Origin of the sequence: Streptomyces purpureus (assembly GCF_014648195.1) — a bacterium.
GTDB lineage: Bacteria > Actinomycetota > Actinomycetes > Streptomycetales > Streptomycetaceae > Streptomyces > Streptomyces purpureus.
The window spans coordinates 320,930-338,216 of sequence record NZ_BMQQ01000004.1; the positions used below are offsets into that span (position 1 = coordinate 320,930).

The 17,287-nt window shown below is 73.6% G+C and carries 19 protein-coding genes and 1 riboswitch; of the genes, 12 read left to right on the top strand and 7 right to left on the bottom strand.

Annotated features, from left to right (window positions below; genetic code table 11):
- Positions 1-11 precede the first annotated feature (11 nt).
- The 4 genes from IEZ01_RS08585 to IEZ01_RS08600 form a co-directional block, all read right to left on the bottom strand.
- The gene (locus tag IEZ01_RS08585) at positions 12-1,541 is read right to left on the bottom strand and encodes a cobyric acid synthase (protein WP_189200785.1); all 1,530 of its coding nucleotides are present in this window, start codon (positions 1,539-1,541) and stop codon (positions 12-14) included.
- The gene (locus IEZ01_RS08590; RefSeq protein WP_189200787.1) at positions 1,538-2,500 is read right to left on the bottom strand and encodes a cobalamin biosynthesis protein; all 963 of its coding nucleotides are present in this window, start codon (positions 2,498-2,500) and stop codon (positions 1,538-1,540) included. Before IEZ01_RS08590 ends, IEZ01_RS08585 begins: the two co-directional genes overlap by 4 nt.
- 35 nt (positions 2,501-2,535) lie before the next feature.
- Positions 2,536-2,675: riboswitch (cobalamin riboswitch) on the bottom strand.
- A gap of 92 nt (positions 2,676-2,767) precedes the next feature.
- Positions 2,768-2,989, bottom strand: coding sequence for a hypothetical protein (locus IEZ01_RS08595; RefSeq protein ID WP_019885258.1), 222 nt, complete (start codon positions 2,987-2,989; stop codon positions 2,768-2,770).
- A 12-nt stretch (positions 2,990-3,001) separates the two neighbouring features.
- Complete coding sequence (locus tag IEZ01_RS08600; RefSeq protein ID WP_189200789.1) at positions 3,002-4,258, bottom strand: inorganic phosphate transporter; 1,257 nt, start codon at positions 4,256-4,258, stop codon at positions 3,002-3,004.
- Between the two features lie 267 nt (positions 4,259-4,525).
- Between IEZ01_RS08600 and IEZ01_RS08605 the strand changes: the two genes are divergently transcribed.
- The 3 genes from IEZ01_RS08605 (at position 4,526) to IEZ01_RS08615 (ending at position 7,908) form a co-directional block, all read left to right on the top strand.
- The gene (locus tag IEZ01_RS08605; protein ID WP_189200791.1) at positions 4,526-5,182 is read left to right on the top strand and encodes a class II aldolase/adducin family protein; all 657 of its coding nucleotides are present in this window, start codon (positions 4,526-4,528) and stop codon (positions 5,180-5,182) included.
- Between the two features lie 77 nt (positions 5,183-5,259).
- A complete protein-coding gene (locus IEZ01_RS08610) occupies positions 5,260-6,387 on the top strand; it encodes an alpha/beta hydrolase (protein ID WP_189200793.1) in 1,128 nt (375 codons plus the stop codon).
- Positions 6,388-6,492: 105 nt separating this feature from the next.
- Positions 6,493-7,908, top strand: a complete 1,416-nt coding sequence (locus tag IEZ01_RS08615; protein WP_189200825.1) for a hypothetical protein — start codon at positions 6,493-6,495, stop codon at positions 7,906-7,908.
- A gap of 48 nt (positions 7,909-7,956) precedes the next feature.
- Here the strand turns inward: IEZ01_RS08615 and IEZ01_RS08620 are convergent, their stop codons facing one another.
- Positions 7,957-8,358 (bottom strand): VOC family protein, encoded by a 402-nt coding sequence (locus tag IEZ01_RS08620; protein ID WP_019885253.1) that lies wholly within the window; start codon positions 8,356-8,358, stop codon positions 7,957-7,959.
- 114 nt (positions 8,359-8,472) lie between these two features.
- Positions 8,473-9,363 carry a KPN_02809 family neutral zinc metallopeptidase gene (gene ypfJ / locus IEZ01_RS08625; protein WP_189200795.1) on the bottom strand — a complete coding sequence of 297 codons (891 nt, stop codon included), beginning with the start codon at positions 9,361-9,363 and terminating at the stop codon, positions 8,473-8,475.
- 219 nt (positions 9,364-9,582) lie between these two features.
- Between ypfJ and IEZ01_RS08630 the strand changes: the two genes are divergently transcribed.
- The 4 genes from IEZ01_RS08630 (at position 9,583) to IEZ01_RS08645 (ending at position 13,730) form a co-directional block, all read left to right on the top strand.
- Positions 9,583-10,413, top strand: coding sequence for a hypothetical protein (locus IEZ01_RS08630; RefSeq protein WP_019885251.1), 831 nt, complete (start codon positions 9,583-9,585; stop codon positions 10,411-10,413).
- A gap of 189 nt (positions 10,414-10,602) precedes the next feature.
- Positions 10,603-12,201 carry an ABC-F family ATP-binding cassette domain-containing protein gene (locus IEZ01_RS08635; protein ID WP_019885250.1) on the top strand — a complete coding sequence of 533 codons (1,599 nt, stop codon included), beginning with the start codon at positions 10,603-10,605 and terminating at the stop codon, positions 12,199-12,201.
- Positions 12,202-12,532: 331 nt separating this feature from the next.
- Complete coding sequence (locus IEZ01_RS08640; RefSeq protein ID WP_019885249.1) at positions 12,533-12,754, top strand: helix-turn-helix domain-containing protein; 222 nt, start codon at positions 12,533-12,535, stop codon at positions 12,752-12,754.
- A gap of 175 nt (positions 12,755-12,929) precedes the next feature.
- A complete protein-coding gene (locus IEZ01_RS08645) occupies positions 12,930-13,730 on the top strand; it encodes an enoyl-CoA hydratase/isomerase family protein (RefSeq protein WP_019885248.1) in 801 nt (266 codons plus the stop codon).
- A 65-nt stretch (positions 13,731-13,795) separates the two neighbouring features.
- Here the strand turns inward: IEZ01_RS08645 and IEZ01_RS08650 are convergent, their stop codons facing one another.
- Entirely contained in the window at positions 13,796-14,617 is an 822-nt protein-coding gene (locus IEZ01_RS08650; RefSeq protein WP_229832792.1) for a hypothetical protein, read from the bottom strand.
- Positions 14,618-14,719: 102 nt separating this feature from the next.
- On the opposite strand from IEZ01_RS08650, the gene IEZ01_RS08655 reads away from it, so the two are divergent.
- The 5 genes from IEZ01_RS08655 to amaP all read left to right on the top strand — a co-directional run bounded on the left by IEZ01_RS08655 (position 14,720) and on the right by amaP (position 17,076).
- Positions 14,720-15,208 (top strand): Asp23/Gls24 family envelope stress response protein, encoded by a 489-nt coding sequence (locus IEZ01_RS08655; RefSeq protein WP_019885246.1) that lies wholly within the window; start codon positions 14,720-14,722, stop codon positions 15,206-15,208.
- Positions 15,209-15,300: 92 nt separating this feature from the next.
- On the top strand, positions 15,301-15,501 hold the full coding sequence (locus IEZ01_RS08660; protein WP_019885245.1) for a hypothetical protein: 201 nt from the start codon (positions 15,301-15,303) through the stop codon (positions 15,499-15,501).
- A 6-nt stretch (positions 15,502-15,507) separates the two neighbouring features.
- Positions 15,508-15,855, top strand: a complete 348-nt coding sequence (locus IEZ01_RS08665; RefSeq protein ID WP_019885244.1) for an Asp23/Gls24 family envelope stress response protein — start codon at positions 15,508-15,510, stop codon at positions 15,853-15,855.
- Positions 15,852-16,472, top strand: coding sequence for a DUF6286 domain-containing protein (locus IEZ01_RS08670; RefSeq protein ID WP_019885243.1), 621 nt, complete (start codon positions 15,852-15,854; stop codon positions 16,470-16,472). The genes IEZ01_RS08665 and IEZ01_RS08670 overlap by 4 nt, the downstream gene beginning before the upstream one ends.
- 4 nt (positions 16,473-16,476) lie before the next feature.
- Entirely contained in the window at positions 16,477-17,076 is a 600-nt protein-coding gene (gene amaP, locus IEZ01_RS08675; protein WP_019885242.1) for an alkaline shock response membrane anchor protein AmaP, read from the top strand.
- The last annotated feature ends 211 nt before the right edge of the window (positions 17,077-17,287 follow it).

Sequence of the window (17,287 nt, forward strand, 5' to 3'; positions counted from 1 at the left end):
GCCGGGGCCGTTCACGGCGCCCCCGGCGGCACGAACGGCAGCCCCGCCCGCGGGCCCTGCTCGATGAGCCGCAGCAGCGCGTCGGTGTCGGCGTGCTCCTCGATCAGGTCGCCGAGGCGGTCCAGCTGTTCTTCGCGGAGCGCGCCGAAGGACGTGTCCGGCGCGGGTACGAAACGGCGGCCCGCCGCGGCCGCGACCTCCCGCAGGAACGCCCGCCGGAAGCCGTCGCTCTCGAGCGACCCGTGCCAGTGCGTGCCCCACACCGCGCCGACTCGGCAGCCGTCCAGGAACGGCTCGCCGCCGCGCACGTCGGCGACGCCGTGGTGGATCTCGTACCCCTCGACCCACTCGCCGAGGGCCTCACCGACGGGCCGCGCGAGGGTCTTCTCGGGGGCGAACCGTACGTCCACGGGCAGCAGCCCGAGCCCCGCGACCTCGCCGGCCCGGGACTCGACGTCGTCCACAATCCGCTCCGCCAGGGCCTGGAAGCCGCCGCAGATGCCGAGCACCGGCCGGCCCTCGGCCGCCCGGCGCCCGATCGCGTCGGCGAGGCCGCGCTCACGGAGCCAGGCCAGCGCCTTCACCGTCCCCCGGGTGCCGGGGACGACGACCAGGTCGGCGTCGACGAGCTCCTCGGCCCGGTCCACGAACCGCACCACCACACCGGGCTCCGCGGCGAGCGCGTCCACGTCGGTGAAGTTGGACATCAGGGGGACCGCGCACACGGCGACCCGCAGCACGTCCTCGCCGACCGGCGGCGCCACCTCCGATTCACGGACCGCGCCGCGCAGGGAGACCCGCAGCCCGTCCTCCTCGTCGATGCCGAGACCGTGGGCGTAGGGCAGGACGCCGAACGTGGGCCGTCCCGTGAGCCCCTTCAGCATGTCGAGTCCCGGCGTCAGGAGCGTCACGTCGCCCCGGAACTTGTTCACGAGATAGCCGGCGACGAGCTCCTGGTCCTCGGGCGCGAGCAGCGCCGTCGTCCCGAAGAACTGGGCGAACACCCCGCCCCGGTCGATGTCCCCGACCACGACGACGGGGAAGCGCGCGGCGCGCGCTATGCCCATGTTCACGATGTCGGTGCGGCGCAGATTGATCTCCGCCGGACTTCCGGCCCCCTCGCAGATCACGGCGTCATACGTGCCCCGCAGCTCCTCCAGGCACGCCACGACCGGCTCGTACAGCTCGCGCTGCCGTCCGCCGTGGTAGCCGCGGGCGCTCATCTCGCCGACCGGCTTGCCCATGAGCACGACCTGGCTGGAGCGGTCGCTGCCGGGCTTCAGCAGGACCGGGTTCATCAGCGCCGTCGGCTCCACGCGCGCGGCCTGCGCCTGCATGGCCTGCGCCCGGCCGATCTCCGCGCCCTCACGGGTGACGAAGGAGTTCAGGGACATGTTCTGCCCCTTGAACGGCGCGACCTTGATTCCCTTGCGGACCAGCCAGCGGCAGATGCCGGCCGTCACGACGCTCTTGCCCGCGTCCGACGTTGTCCCGGCGACCATCAGCCCGCCGCCGGGGCCGCCCCCGCTCCCGCCCCTCATGTACGCCTCCGCTTCATGGCCGTCACGGCCAGCCGCCCGCCCACGCACGCGGCCAGGGCGAGCGCGCTCACCCGGCGCGACAGCCGCACCGCGCGTTCGATGTCCGCCACCTCGACGGCCCGGCCGTCGCCGTTGAGCACGGGCCGGTGCTCGACCCGGCCGCCGTACGAGAGGGTGCCGCCGAGCCGTACGCCGAGCGCGCCCGCGAACGTGGCCTCCACCGGGCCGGCGTTGGGGCTCGGGTGCTTGCCCGCGTCGGCCCGCCAGGCCCGCAGCGCGCCGCGCGGGTCGCCGCCGGCGGCCGTGGCCAGGGCGGCGGTGAGCCGGGCGCCGGGCCAGCCGGCGAGGTCGTCGAGGCGGGCCGAGGCCCAGCCGAAGCGGCGGTGGCGCGGCGACTTGTGACCCACCATGGCGTCCAGGGTGTTCACGGCCCGGAAGCCGGCCAGCCCCGGCACCCCGGCCACCGCGCCCCACACCAGCGCGCCGACCACGGCGTCGGAGGTGTTCTCGGCGACGGACTCCACCACGGCGCGGGCGATCCCGGGACCGTCCAGGGCCTGCGGGTCACGGCCGCACAGATGGGGCAGCCGCTCGCGGGCCACCTCCAGGTCTCCGGCGGCGAGCGCCCCGCCGATGGCGCGGGCCTCGCGGCCCAGGGACGTGCCGCCCACGACGGACCAGACGCAGGCCGCGGTCAGGGCGACGGACGCGGCGCCGTGGCCGCGTACGGCGCGGGCCGCGAGCGCGCCGGCGGCGGCGGCTCCTCCGGCGCAGACGGCGGTGTGCAGTGCGCCCCAGCCGCGGTGGTCGCGCCAGAGCGCGCGCTCGACGGCTCCGGCGGCCCGGCCGAAGGCGGCGACGGGATGGCCCCGGCGGGGGTCCCCCAGGACGAGATCGGCCACCAGTCCTGCGGTGGCGCCGTACGCGTAGACAGCGGTCGCTCTGCTGCGGCCAGGCATGGCGCAATGTCCTCACTCAGGGTCCGCGCCCTGGCTCGACGTGACCGGCGGTGAGAGTTCCTGGCTCCCGGGGATCAGCTCCCCGGTCACAGTGGCGGGACCGCGCCGGATTCGCACCGGACTTCCTCTACTGCCGCCGTAATGGCCCCGGCAGTCCACCACGCTGCCCGAATGCCCGTCAACTCACCCTTGACCTGCGCATACGGAAGGGGCGGACTGCACCTTGTGGTGCGGCCCGCCCCTTCCGTATGCCGTGGAGCGCCGTGGTCAGACGACGATCAGATAGATGCCGTACGCCACGGCCGCCGCGCAGAGCGCGAAGCAGGCGTAGGCGCCGGTACGGGCCAGGGTGGCGGAGCCTCCCTGGGCGGCGGCCGACTCCTGCTTGGAGAGGCCGACGATGCCGAGGGTGAACAGGCCCACCAGAGCGACGGTGGCCACGAGGCTGACACCGAAGACGGTGCCGAGAGCTGCCCAGTCGATCTTCATGCGTTTCTTTCCTTAGACCGTGGCGGCGGCCGGGGCCGCCGGGTCGGCGGGGGACGCGGCCGGGGCCGCGATGGTGGTCTTGAGGTCGGTGTCCGCGACGACGGCACCGGCCGGCGGCGGGGTGACGGCCGCGATGGCGGTGGTCACGACACCCGCGGGCTCGTCGAGCTCGTCGTCGGTGACGTTGGTGTGGTCGACCGGCTTGCGGCGGGAGGCCACCCAGATCGCGGTGGAACCGGCGATCAGCAGACCGGCGACGGCGAAGACACCCCAGGTGCCCTGAGCGGTCAGGAACTCGGCGGCGGCGGCGACCAGACCGGCGGCCGGCAGCGTCAGACCCCAGGCGACGAACATCCGGGTCGCGGTCGACCAGCGGACGACACCGCCCTTGCGGCCGAGGCCCGCGCCCATCACGGCGCCGGAGCAGGACTGCGTGGTGGAGAGCGAGAAGCCCAGGTGGGAGGAGGCCAGGATGACCGTGGCGGCGCTGGTCTGGGCGGCGAAGCCCTGCGGCGGACGCAGGTCGGTGAGGCCCTTGCCCATGGTGCGGATGATGCGCCAGCCGCCCAGGTACGTACCGAGCGCGATGGCCACACCGGCGGAGACGATGACCCACATCGGGGGGTTCGCGCCGGGGACGAGGACACCGCCGGTGACCAGGGCGAGGGTGATGACACCCATCGTCTTCTGGGCGTCGTTGGTGCCGTGCGCGAGGGAGACGAGACCGGCGGAGGCGATCTGGCCGGCGCGGTAGCCCTTGGCGGTGTGCTTCTCGTCCGTACGGGCACCGATCTTGTACGTCAGCTTGGTGGCCACCATCGCGGCGAGACCGGCGACGAGCGGCGCGGCGATCGCGGGGATGAGGACCTTGGTGACGATGGTGCTGCCGTTGACGGCGGACCAGCCGGCCGACATGACCGCGGCGCCGATGAGGCCGCCGAAGAGGGCGTGGGAGGAGCTGGACGGCAGGCCCAGGAGCCAGGTCAGCAGATTCCACAGGATGGCGCCGACGAGCGCCGCGAAGATCACTTCTGTACGAATGCCCTGTTCGTTGATGATCCCGCCGGAGATCGTCTTGGCGACCTCGACGGACAGGAACGCGCCGACCAGGTTGAGCACGGCGGACATGGCCACCGCCGTCTTGGGCTTGAGGGCACCGGTCGAGATGGTCGTCGCCATCGCGTTGGCGGTGTCGTGGAAACCGTTCGTGAAATCGAACACGAGAGCTGTCACGACCACAATCGCGAGCAGCAGCGTGATGTGTTCCATTTACCCAGGCAATCGTTTGACGTCAGTGGCTGGATGAACGTAGGCAACCTGAGTGAACGGAAGGTGAACTGGGAGGGTTGCGGGGGTGTCCCCATTCGGGTGCATGTCCCTCCGCTTTCCGTTCGAAGCGGCCCTCCGGCCCATGGTTTCGGGGCAGGACGCGGCTTTCGGGCTCTCGCGCGCCTCTTCGGGCGGTCTGCCCGGCCCTCCCGAAGAGATACTGATCACGTCGGCGCGGCCGCCCGCCCCGGCTGGCACGATCACCCCATGGACCCCATGGAACAGACTCTCGAAGAGGCCTGGCGGGAGCTCGTGGCCACGGCCCGCAGGACCGTCACGGACGGCCTGGTCGTCGGGACGTCGGGCAATGTCTCCGTCCGCGTCGGGGACCTCGTCCTGGTGACCCCGAGCGCGGTGCCCTACCACCGTCTCACGGAGGAGGACCTCCTCGCCGTCGGCCTCGACGGCCGGCCGGTACGGGGCACGCTCCCACCCACCAGCGAGCTGCCGATGCACCTGGCCGTCTACCGGAACACCTCCGCCGCCGCCGTCGTCCACACCCACGCCGTCCACGCCACCGCCGTCTCCACCCTCGTCACCGAGCTCCCGGCCGTGCACTACATGACCGGCGCCCTCGGCGGCCCCGTCCGCGTTGCCCCGTACGCCCTCTACGGCACCCAGGAACTCGCCGGCCATGTGCTCGACGCCCTCGACGGCCGCACCGGCTGCCTCCTGCGCAACCATGGCACCCTCACCTACGGCGACACCCTCACCCAGGCCTACGACCGCACCGCCCAGCTCGAATGGATGTGCCACGTCTGGCTCACCGCCAGCACGCTCCCCGGCCGCACCCCCTCCCTGCTCACCCCGGCCCAGCTCGACGAGGCCGCCGAGAAGCTCCACGGCTACGGCCGCCCCGCCTGACCCGCCCTCCGGGGCAGGGGCGCGGGGCCCGGGGCCGCCCACTGGCAGGGCATGGCCGTCGTACCGACACTGGGAGGGTGCGCCCGGCTACAGCGACGGCAGCGGCCGTCACCACCCTGATAGGCATCGGTGCGGCCGCCATCGCGGCCGGCCGGTACGCCAGCGACGCGGCCCTGCGAACGCCGCCCGACCGGCCCCTGCCCGGCGACCCCCGGCTCACCGTCCACGACACGGCGCCCGGCCGGATCACCCTGACCCGCAGCCTCGCCGCCCTGCGCCCCGGCATCTACGGCCTCGCCGGGAACGACCTGCACGCCGTCGTCGGCCCCGTCGACGACGGCGTCGCCCACACCGCGGACACCGTCGTACGCAGCCTGGAGCGCGTGGAGCACGGCACCCCGCGCACCGGCAGCCGCGTCCGGATCACCCCCCAGCTCTACAGCGGCACCCCCGCGGACTCCCTCGGCCTCGCCCACGAGGACCTGGAGATCCCCGGAGAGCTCGGCACCCTCCCCGCCTGGCTCGTGCCGGCCGCCCGCGGCACCTGGGTCATCACCGTCCACGGCCTCGGCACCACCCGGCACCACCCCCTCAATCTCCTCCCCTTCCTCAACCGCCACCAGTTCCCCGTGGTCAACCTCGCCTACCGGGGAGACCCGGGCGCCCCCCGCTCCCCGGACGGCCTCGGGCACCTCGGCGACTCGGAGTGGCGCGACGTGGACGCCGCCATCCGGCACGCCGTCCGCCTCGGCGCCGACCGCGTCATCCTGCACGGCTGGTCCACCGGCGCGGCGATGGCCCTGCACGCCGCCGCCAACTCCGGCCTGCGCGACCGCATCAGCGGACTCGTCCTGGACTCGCCCGTCCTCGACTGGCAGGCCACCCTGCGCGCCCTCGCCGCCGCCCGCCGCACCCCCAGCAGGCTCCTGCCGCTCGCCGTCCGGGCCGCCCAGGGCCGCACCGGCCTGCACGGCGACCGGCTCCAGGAGGCCGCCGACCCGGAGGTCATGCGCGTCCCCGCCCTGATCTTCCACGGCCCCGACGACACCCTCGCCCCCTGGGGCCCCTCCCAGGAGCTCGCCGCCCGGCGCCCCGACCTCGTCACCCTGCACACCGTCAGGAACGCCCCGCACGCGTCCATGTGGAACGCCGACCCCGCCCGGTACGAAGAGGCGCTCCGGCGCTTCCTCACCCCCCTCATGTAGCCCCGCGCCCCCCTCATCCGAGCGCGGTGAGACTCATTCCGTTTGGGCTTTCGGGCCGTCAGCGGGAAGACTGCTCCCGTGACGTCTCGAAAGCCTGATGAGCAATTGGCGCGCAACTCCAGACTCCGACTCGTCCGTCCGCGGCCCCTCACCACGGCCCGACGGGCCGTGACGGCCCGGCGCACCCGGCCGGCGTCGCGGCCGCCCGAGGGGACCCCGCCCGCCGCGGAGCTGGCCCGCCAGGCGCGGGCCGTCCTCGCCGACGCCGTCCGCGTCGCCCGCTGGGCCGCCGCCGGGCACCGCCCCGACGCCCCGCCCACCGGAGAACGGGCCGCCGCCGCACTCGACCTGACGCCCGACCAGGTCCGCGCGGGCTGGGACCGCGCCCGCCTCGCCGGACTCGTCGAGCTCCACGGCTCCACCGCCCGCCCCGGCTGGCGCCTGCACGCCTGGGACCGCGACGACACCGCCGTCCTGCGCGGCTGGGTCGCGCTCTTCGACGCCTGGTCGCTGGTCCACCCGGCCCCGGCCGCTGTGGCACCCGCCGCCGTCGCCGAGGTCGTCGAAGCCGTCCCCCAGGTGCTCTCCCTTCTTCAGCTCTCGGCCGGCCCCGTTCACGTACCGGCCCTGCTCGACCTGCTGGAGCAGCGCGTCGCCGAACTCCGCGAGGAGCGCTGCGAGGTCCCCTACGACCCGCAGGACCCCGATTCCGCCCGGGCCTCGGACCCCGTCCAGACCGCGGACGCGATCCCCGTGCCCGTGCCGGTCCCGCTCCCCGACGGGCCCGCCGCCCCCGCCGTCCCGCTCGCCCCCCTCCTCGACTGGGCCCTGGACGGCCTCGCCGCCGTCGGCGCCCTGACCCTCGGCGACGGCCACGCCACCCTGACCCCGCTCGGCAACTGGGCGGTCTGGGTCAAGCTGGAGCAGATCTGCGTCGCCGCGCAGAGCCCTGCCGGCCATATCGAGCAGTCGGCCGAGGACATGCTCCGCGGCTCCACCCGGCTCACCCCCGGACCCGCCCGCACCGAGTACCGCGCCTGGCTCGCCGCCCGCCCGCTCGCCGGCGCCGTCTCCGAACTGCTCACCGTCGCCCGCGGCGAGGACGCGCTGCTGCGCGGCCTCGCCTTCGACGCCCTGCGTGTCGTCGGGGCCCCGGCCGAGGCCGAGGTCCGTGCCGCCGCCGGGGAGCCGTCGCTGCGCCCTTACGCGCTGCTGTGGCTCGCCGAGTTCGAAGGCATGGACCCCGACGACGCCCCCGACGTCCTCAGCCGCGAGGAAGCGACCTGGCTCTGGGTGGACACCGCCGCCGCCGTCGCCGACCACGGCGAGAGCGCCCTGCTGGTCCGGCACCTCGAATCGGCCGTGCAGGGAACCGTCCCCGCACTCCTCGACGAGGTCCGGGCCGTCGGACACCCCCGCACGGTCCAGGTCCTGGTCGCCCTCGCCGCCGCGCACCCCGATCCGGCCCTGGCCAAGGCGGTCCGCAGAGCCGCCTTCCAGGTCCACACCGGAGGGGCGTGAGGGGCCCGCGTCCGAAGGGCTTCTGACGTCCCTTCGGGCCGGTCCGCCCTACTCCGAGGCGCCGGGGGTGTACGTCCCGAAACTCCAGATGTTCCCCTCGGCGTCCCGGGCCATGTAGTCGCGTGAGCCGTAGTCCTGGTCGGTCGGCGGCATCACGATCTCCACACCGTGCTCCACCGCCCGCGCGTGATGCCGGTCCACGTCGTCGACATGGACGAACACCCCCGCCGGACCGGCGTCCCGCATCAGCTTGTCGAACTCTCCTCCCGTGCCCTTGCTGCCCAGCATCACCATCCCGTTGCCGTACGACAGCTCCGCGTGCAGCACCTGGCCGTTCTCGCCCTCGTACACGGCGTTCTGCGTGAAGCCGAAGGCCTCCGTGATCTGTTTGATCGCGGCCTTGGCGTCGTCGTAGGTCAGGGTGGGGCAGATGTGGGGTGCTTCTGACATCCCGATCACTCCTTCTCGCTCGGTACGTTCGGTACGCAGGTCGGGACCTAGGAATGTGACCTGGATCTCAGTCTGGCATCCACCACTGACAACGCGCCGAAAGCGGCCGGAGGATCAGCGGAAGGTGTTGCAGCGTGCCATGTCGCCGGTGCGGTAACCGGTGGAGAACCACTCCTGACGCTGCTGCGCGGAGCCGTGCGTCCAGTTCTCCGGCGTCACCCGCCCCTGGAATTTCTCCTGGATACGGTCGTCCCCGACGGCCGCCGCCGCGTCCAGACCGTCCCGGATGTCGGTCTCGTCGAGCCGGGTCAACAACGGTCGCCCCGTCTTCTCGTCCGGTGTCGTCGTCGCGTGCCGGGCCCACACCCCCGCGTAGCAGTCCGCCTGCAGCTCCACCCGCACCGCGTTGCTCGCCGCGCCCGTCCGCCCGTCCTGCGCCCGCGCCAGCGTCCCGGTCAGGTTCTGCACATGGTGGCCGTACTCGTGCGCCACCACGTACGCCTGCGCGAAGGGTCCCCCGCTCGAACCGAACGTGGTCCGCAGCTCGTCGAAGAAGCCCAGGTCCAGATAGACCTGCCGGTCGCCAGGGCAGTAGAACGGCCCCACCGCCGCGGTCGCCGACCCGCACGCAGTACCGATCCGCTGGGTGAAGATCACCGTGCGGGCGTCCGCGTAACGGCCGCCCCGGCGCACGTACTCCGCCCGCCAGAAGTCCTGCACGCTGTTGACGACCGCCACGATCCGGCAGTCCTGGCGGGTGTTCGCGTCCGCTCCCGTCCGGCAGCCGCGCTCGACCTCCGCCGCCGACGACGCCGTGGCCGCAGGCTCGTCACCGCCCGGTGACAGACCCAGCTGCTCCGGACCCACCCCGAAGAACAGCCCCAGGATCAACGCGATGAATCCGACGATGCCGCCGCCGACGGTGGCCCGTCCCCCGGGGATGCGGCTGCCGCGGACGTCCCGGACCTCCGAGGTGTCCAGATGCGCGTCGTCGTCGAACTGCACGGCCCACCGTCCTCCGCGTCGCTGCCGCGGCAGAGGCCGCCGCCCTGCGCCGAGTATCGATCACTGCGGTGCGTCTCGCCCCTTTTGTCCCACCAGCGCCGCTACGCTCTGCGCCTGATTCGCCGGATCAATGGCCAGAACCACGGCCCGTTCCCTAGCCTGTGCTGCCGTGGCACCAAGAAATCAACGCCGTGCCCACATGGCGTCGAAGGGGGAAGGGTGACCGCTCAGCCGCACCGCAGCGCCGACCACGCCGCGGAAAGCAGTGCCGACCGCAGCGCCGAAAGCAGCGCCGACCGCACCGCGGAACGCGACACCGACCGAAGCACAGGCGGCAACGCCGGCCGGAGCGCCGACCGGAGCGTCAACCGGACGGGGGTTCGGACGGTACGCCGGGGCGTACGCCTGGCGCTCGCCGTCGTCACCGCCGCGCTGGCCCTGCCCCTGGTGACCGCGGCCGCCACCCACTCCCGGGCCGTGCCCTACGGCGACCGCCTCACCGCCCACACCTCCGCCGCCGTCACGGCCATGGAGCCCGCGCTACGGGTACGCGGCCACGCCGTGGAGGCGTATGACCCCGCCACCGGCCACCGCCGCTGGACCTACACCCGCGAGGGCCGCCACCCCCTCGCCGTCCTGCCGCTGCCCGGCCACGCCCTGGCCCTGTGGAGCGACGGCATGGTCACCGACACCGTCCGCGAGGACGGCAGCGCCGTGCGCTGGCACCGCGTCATCCCCGCCTTCGACGCCCGGAGCGGATCCGTGCTCCAGCCGCTCGACCCCCAGGCGAAGATGCTCGCCGTCGTCACCCCCGAACGCATCGCGGCCTACCGCGTCGCCGACGGCGACCTGCGCTGGATCCTGCCTCCCCGCCGCGGCTGCACCTATGTCCCGCAGCGCCACCTGCGCACCTCCGACGCGCTCCTGATCGCCCAGCCCTGCACCGAGCCGGCCGCCTGGACCGCCGAACTCGTCGCCGTCGACGAATTCGGCCGGATCGAGCCGGACCGCGAGCCGCTGGGCAACGAGATCCCCACCCCGAAGCCTTAGCCCCCCGGCCACCAGGCGCGGGAGTGCGCGGGGGCCGGTGCCCCCGGAGTGACCCTCGTCGCACGGCAGAAAACCAGTTGCACACGCCCGTTAGACTGGCCTCCATGGCCATTCTCCCTGTGCATTAGCGGCGTCGAAGCCCCGCCCCCGCCGTCCTTCCGCCGTCCATATCCGCCCTGGAGTCTGTCCGTGATCACCGCTTCCGGCATCGAGCTGCGCGCCGGCGCCCGCGTCCTCATCGAATCCGCGTCCTTCCGCATCGCCAAAGGTGACCGCATCGGTCTCGTCGGCCGCAACGGCGCCGGCAAGACCACCCTCACCAAGTGCCTCGCGGGTGAAGGCATCCCCGCCGCCGGCCAGATCGCCCGCTCCGGCGAGGTCGGCTATCTGCCGCAGGACCCGCGCACCGGCGACCTCGACGTCCTCGCCCGCGACCGCATCCTCTCCGCCCGCGGCCTGGACGTACTCATCCGCAAGATGCGGATGAACGAGGAGCGCATCGCGAGCGGCCAGGGCGCCACCCGCGACAAGGCGCTCAAGCAGTACGAGCGCCAGGAGACCGAGTTCCTCACCAAGGGCGGGTACGCCGCCGAGGCCGAGGCCGCCACCATCGCCGCCGCGCTCGGCCTGCCCGACCGGGTCCTCGGCCAGCCGCTGCACACCCTCTCCGGAGGTCAGCGCCGCCGTGTCGAGCTCGCCCGCATCCTCTTCTCGGACGCCGACACGCTCCTGCTCGACGAGCCGACCAACCACCTCGACGCCGACTCGATCGTCTGGCTGCGCGACTACCTGAAGACCTACCGCGGCGGCTTCATCGTCATCTCCCACGACGTCGACCTCGTGGAGACCGTCGTCAACAAGGTCTTCTACCTGGACGCCAACCGCTCCACCATCGACGTCTACAACATGGGCTGGAAGCTCTACCAGCAGCAGCGCGAGGCCGACGAGAAGCGCCGCCGCCGCGAGCGCCAGAACGCCGAGAAGAAGGCCGCGGCCCTCAACGCGCAGGCCGACAAGATGCGCGCCAAGGCCACCAAGACCGTCGCCGCCCAGAACATGGCCCGCCGCGCCGAGCGCCTGCTGTCCGGTCTCGAGGACGCCCGCGTCTCCGACAAGGTCGCCAAGCTGCGCTTCCCGGACCCGGCGCCGTGCGGGAAGACCCCCCTGACGGCCGACGGCCTGTCGAAGTCGTACGGCTCGCTCGAGATCTTCACCGATGTGAACCTCGCCATCGACAAGGGCTCGCGGGTCGTCATCCTCGGCCTCAACGGCGCCGGCAAGACCACGCTGCTGCGGCTCCTGGGCGGCGTGGAGCAGCCCGACACCGGCGAGGTCAGCCCTGGTCACGGCCTCAAGCTCGGCTACTACGCGCAGGAGCACGAGACCCTCGACCCGGACCGCTCGGTCCTGGAGAACATGCGCTCCGCCGCGCCCGACCTCGACCTCGTCGAGGTGCGCAAGGTGCTCGGCTCCTTCCTCTTCTCCGGCGACGACGTCGACAAGCCGGCCGGGGTGCTCTCCGGCGGTGAGAAGACCCGGCTCGCCCTGGCCACCCTGGTCGTCTCCTCGGCGAACGTCCTCCTCCTCGACGAGCCGACGAACAACCTCGACCCGGCCAGCCGCGAGGAGATCCTCGGCGCGCTGCGCACCTACAAGGGCGCGGTCGTGCTGGTCACCCACGACGAGGGCGCCGTCGAGGCGCTCCAGCCGGAGCGGATCATCCTGCTCCCGGACGGTGTCGAGGACCTCTGGGGAGCCGACTACGCGGACCTGGTGGCCCTGGCCTGATCGTCTCCGTATGGATCATTCGGCCTACGGGTGATCCATCATCTGAGTGAGTGCGTCTCGTACCGCGGCGTGGCTTCCGGTGGATTGCGTCCACCCGGGCCACGCCGCGCCGTCGTTCCCGGCGTGCCGGGGGCGCCCCGCTGACCTGGCGATACGTGCCCGTCCCGGCTCGGACCAAGGAAAACGGTTCACCGGAATCTGGGATTCCGGTCGTGAGGACGGCGTTCCGCCCGCCAAACCTCGTCGCACAGACCTTGTCGAATGGGTGGCCATCCCGCTCCAGAGGGGTGATCATGAGAGTCCAGAGCGCACTTCCCATGAGGAGGCACGGGTGGCCGAGACTCTGAAGAAGGGCAGCCGGGTGACCGGCGCCGCGCGCGACAAGCTCGCGGCAGACCTGAAGAAGAAGTACGACTCCGGTGCGAGCATCCGGGCGCTGGCCGAGGAAACCGGCCGCTCCTACGGATTCGTCCATCGGATGCTCAGTGAGTCCGGAGTGACGCTGCGGGGACGCGGCGGAGCGACCCGAGGCAAGAAGGCCCCCACGGCCTGACGCCCAGGGGCGTCCCCGGCCCTCCCGGAGCCTCCGGGACCGAGGGCGCTGCTCGTCCGGGCGCGGTTCGTCCGGCCCCACCGATTTCGGCGTGGCCACCCGGTCGGTCCTGCGGTCGACCGGGTGGTTACTGTGCAGTCACTTGACTGTGCTGCACCGGAACCGGAGGAGCCCCATGACCTCGCTCGACTCTGTGCTCGTTGTATTCGACAAGGACGGTGTGCGGCTCACCGTCGAGGACGCCGTTGCCACGGTGACCCTGACCAACCCGGCCAAGCGCAACGCCCAGTCTCCCGCTCTGTGGCGGGCGTTGGCGGAAGCCGGACGGTCGCTGCCGGGCAGCGTGCGGGTCGTGGTGCTGCGCGGCGAGGGCAAATCCTTCTCCGCGGGGCTCGACCGGCAGGCGTTCACGCCCGAGGGCTTCGACGGCGAGCCGTCCTTCCTCGACCTCGCGCGCGGCTCCGACGCGGACCTCGACGCGGTCATCGCCGAATACCAAGAAGCCTTCACCTGGTGGCGCCGTAACGACCTCGTGTCCATCGCGGCCGTCCAGGGCCACGCGATCGGCGCCGGCTTCCAGCTGGCCCTCGCCTGCGACCTGCGCGTCGTGGCCGAGGACGTCCAGTTCGCCATGCGTGAGACAAGCCTCGGCCTGGTGCCGGACCTCACGGGCACGCACCCGCTGGTCGGCCTGGTCGGCTACGCCCGCGCGCTGGAGATCTGCGCCACGGGCCGCTTCGTGGGCGCGGCGGAGGCAGAACGCACCGGCCTCGCCAACCTCGCGGTCCCCCTCGACGAGCTCGACGGCGCGGTACGAGACCTGAGCGCGGCCCTGCTCGCGGCCCCGCGTGACGCCGTCATCGAGACGAAGGCCCTGCTCCGGGGCGCCACGGACCGCACGTACGAGGACCAGCGCACCGCCGAACGCGCCGCCCAGGCCCGCCGCCTGCGCGACCTGGCGGGCCTCGGCGACTGACCACCCCAGCGTCCGAGGCGGCCCGCCCGCCCGTCCCCCGGCGCCGGACGGCCTCCGCCGGACGTCTAGCGCACCTGTGTGATCAGGACCGTCACGGGCAGCGGCCGGGGCTGGGCCGTTTCGGCCGCGCGGCGTACCGCGTGGACGACGGTCGGTGGGCGGTGCCCCGCGGAGACGGCCAGTTCCACGCGGAGGTGGTCCGGCGCGCGGTGGACGGACGGGCCCAGGGTGGTCGTCAGGGCGTCGACGCCGTCGACCGCGAGCACCGCGGCGGCGACGGGATCGGTGGCTGCGGTCGCCAACGGAACGCCCGCCGCCGCGCCGACGGCATCGCTTACGTCCTTCCCCAGGGGCGCGCCCGCCGCCGCGCCCACCGCATCGCTTACGTCCTTCCCCGGGGGCGCGCCCGCCGCCGGGGCGGTTCGCCCGGTCGGCCGAGGCGCCGCGCCTGGATCCGGGGGCGCGTCACCCAGGCCCGTCACGCGGAGGTCCACCCGGGCGATGGTCAGCCCGAGCCACTCGCCCGTGGTGAAGAGCGCGGTGCGCAGCTCCTCGGCCAGCTCCGGCAGGGGCGAGTCGCCCGAGGCCACGAACTCCCCGTCGATCAGCAACGGCCCCGGCCCCGCCGCGCCGGGGGGCGCCGGGAACTTCGATGGCCGGGGCGCGTCCGGGTCCGCCAGGCGCACTCTCATCGCGCCCGGCGCCACCCCTCGTACCTCGCCCGCCGCCCGACGGAGGACCGAGACGGCCGCCCGTTCCGCGAGCCAGGCACCGTCCTCCGTCCCGCCCAGGGGCAGCAGCCGACTGAGGCCGAGCCGGCCCCGTACCGCCGCCGACCAGCCGGTGCCGGTCGTCCCCGTGCCGCCCGACGCCGTATCTGCCGTCACACCTGCCATTCCTCCAGCCTGCCGCATCCCCGGCGCAGGATCGGGCAAGCGCACCTAATGTGGGCAAGGGAGTCCAGACCCGGCCGGAAGGGATGAACGGCGATGACCGAGGCCGCACAGAGCAGGCAGCAGCAGACCTCCGACGAGACCGTTCGGACGCCGTTGGCCAAGCCGTCCCCGACGCGGCGGGGCGGGGGAGACCCGGGCGTCCGCGGGCGGACGACGATCGCCGACGGGGTCGTGGAGAAGATCGCCGGGCTGGCCGCCCGGGACGTGGTCGGTGTCCATGCCATGGGCGGCGGACTGTCCCGAACGCTCGGCGCCGTACGCGACCGGGTCCCCGGCGGTACGAAGTCCAGTGTCACGCGAGGTGTGAAGGCCGAGGTCGGCGAGGTGCAGACCGCGCTCGACCTGGAGATCGTCGTCGAGTACGGCGTCTCGATCTCCGATGTCGCCAGGGCCGTACGCGAGAACGTCGTCACGGCCGTCGAGCGGATGACCGGCCTGGAGGTCGTGGAGGTGAACATCGCCGTGAGCGATGTGAAGCTCCCCGACGAGGAGGAAGAAGAACCGGAGACCCGGATTCAGTGACCGGCTTCGCCGGACCGGGCGGGCAACGGCCCGGGCAGGCGAGGAAGCAGCCGGGCTGAGGCGGGCCGAAGCAGGCGTTGAAGGGGCACAGCATGAGCATGGCAGCGATCGGCCTGGTGGCCGGAATGGCGCTCGGCTTCGCCGGATACTTCGGCGGCTTCGGAGCGTTCGTGCTGGTGGCGGCCTTGGGAGCGATCGGTTTCGTGGCCGGCCGGTTCCTGGACGGAGACATCGAACCCGGCGACTTCTTCCGAGGTCGCGAGGGGCGCGAGCGCGTCGACCGGCGGCGGTGACCCGGCGTGGCGGCGCAGCGGATCGGAGCCGCCGACCGCGGGGCGACCTCGATCGCCGACCGGGTGGTGGCGAAAATCGCCGCACAGGCGGCGCGCGAGGCGGTGGTACGCGTACCGGAGGGCGGCGCGGCGCCGCGCGCCTCGGTCGTCGTACACCGTGACATGGCACGTGTGAGGGTGAGTCTGGAGCTCGACTATCCTTCCGACCTCGGCCGCCAGTGCGGCCGGGTGCGTCACCATGTCGCCGAGCGGGTAAGGGCGTTGGCGGGGATGGAGGTGCCGGAGGTGGCGGTCCAGGTGGAGCGCCTGCACTCCGCGCACACGCGCCGCGAGGACCGGGGGAAGCTCCGATGACCGAACTCGACCAGACCACCTCCGGCGCGTCCTACGACCCGGCGCCGGCGCCGGACGGCGAGCAGCGGCCCCCGCCGCGGCGCTTCTGGGCCGCCCGGCGGGTGCCGGCGGTCCTGGTCTCGCTGGTCGTCCTGGGCGCGGCCGGGCTGCTCCTCTACGACATCGCGTCCGTACGGGCCGGCCGGCAGGCCATGCGCTGGCGGCGGACCCTCGCCGACGAACTGGCCACCCGCCCCCTCGACAACATCTGGGTCCTCGTGGCGGCCGGGCTCGCGATGCTCGTCGGTCTCTGGCTGATCGTGCTCGCCCTCACGCCGGGCCTGCGGGCCGTGCTCCCGATGCGGTGCGACGCGCCCGCCGTCCGGGCGGGCCTCGACCGGGAGGCGGCGGCGCTCGTGTTGCGGGACCGGGCCATGGAGGTCTCCGGTGTGCAGTCCGTACGGGTCGGCATGGGCCGGCGGAAGGTCGGCGTCCGTGCAGTCTCCCACTTCCGCGAACTCGACGACGTACGCGCCGACCTGGACGAGGTCGTGGGCGCCGGGATCAGAGAACTGGGGCTGGCCCGGCAGCCGTCGCTGACGGTGCGCGTCGGGCGTGCCCCGAGGAAGAAGAGGTGAGGGCGTGACGGCGGTGGTCCGGGGAACCGTCCGCGGGGTCGACCGCGCGCTGCTGGGCGTCGCGGGCCTGGCACTGCTGGCCGTCGGGGGCGCGGTCCTCGCGGCCGGCCTCGGCCTCGGCGTACCGTCCTGGTGGCCCTGGTCCGGCCCCGACGACGTGCTGCTCGGCGCGTCCGCCCGCACCCGCTGGAAGGACGAGGTCTGGTGGTGGCCGGCGGTGATCGGCGGGCTCGCCCTGCTCGTGGTGCTGGCGCTGTGGTGGCTGCTCGCCCAGTTCCGCCGCGCCCGGCTGGCGGAGGTCCTGATCGACAGCGGCGACGGCGAAGGCGCGCTGCTGCGGGGCCGGGCCCTGGAGACCGTACTGGAGCGGGAGGCGGAGTCCCTGGACGGCGTGGCCCGCGCCCAGGTCCTGCTGACCGGCCGTCGTACGGCCCCGAGGGCCCGGATCGCCCTGCTGCTGGAGCCGTACGCCTCGCCCGGCGGGACCCTGACCCGGCTGACCGACGAGGCGCTGGCCCACGCCCGGGACTCCGCGGGCCTCAAGGAGCTCCCGACGGAGACCCGGCTCAGGGCGGTCCGGCACGGCGCGCGCCGCGTCACCTGACGCGGGCCGGCGCCGGCGGGGGCCCGGCGTTCCCACGGGCCCGGCCCGTACCTGGAGCACCGGGCGTTCCCACGCGGCCCCGGCCCGTTCCGCAGTACCCGGCGGCCCGTACGCGGAGCACCGGGCGCTCCCATGGGCCCCGGCCCGTTCCGCAGTACCCGGCCCGTACCCGGAGCACCGGCGTTCCCATGGGCCCCGGCCCGTTCCGCAG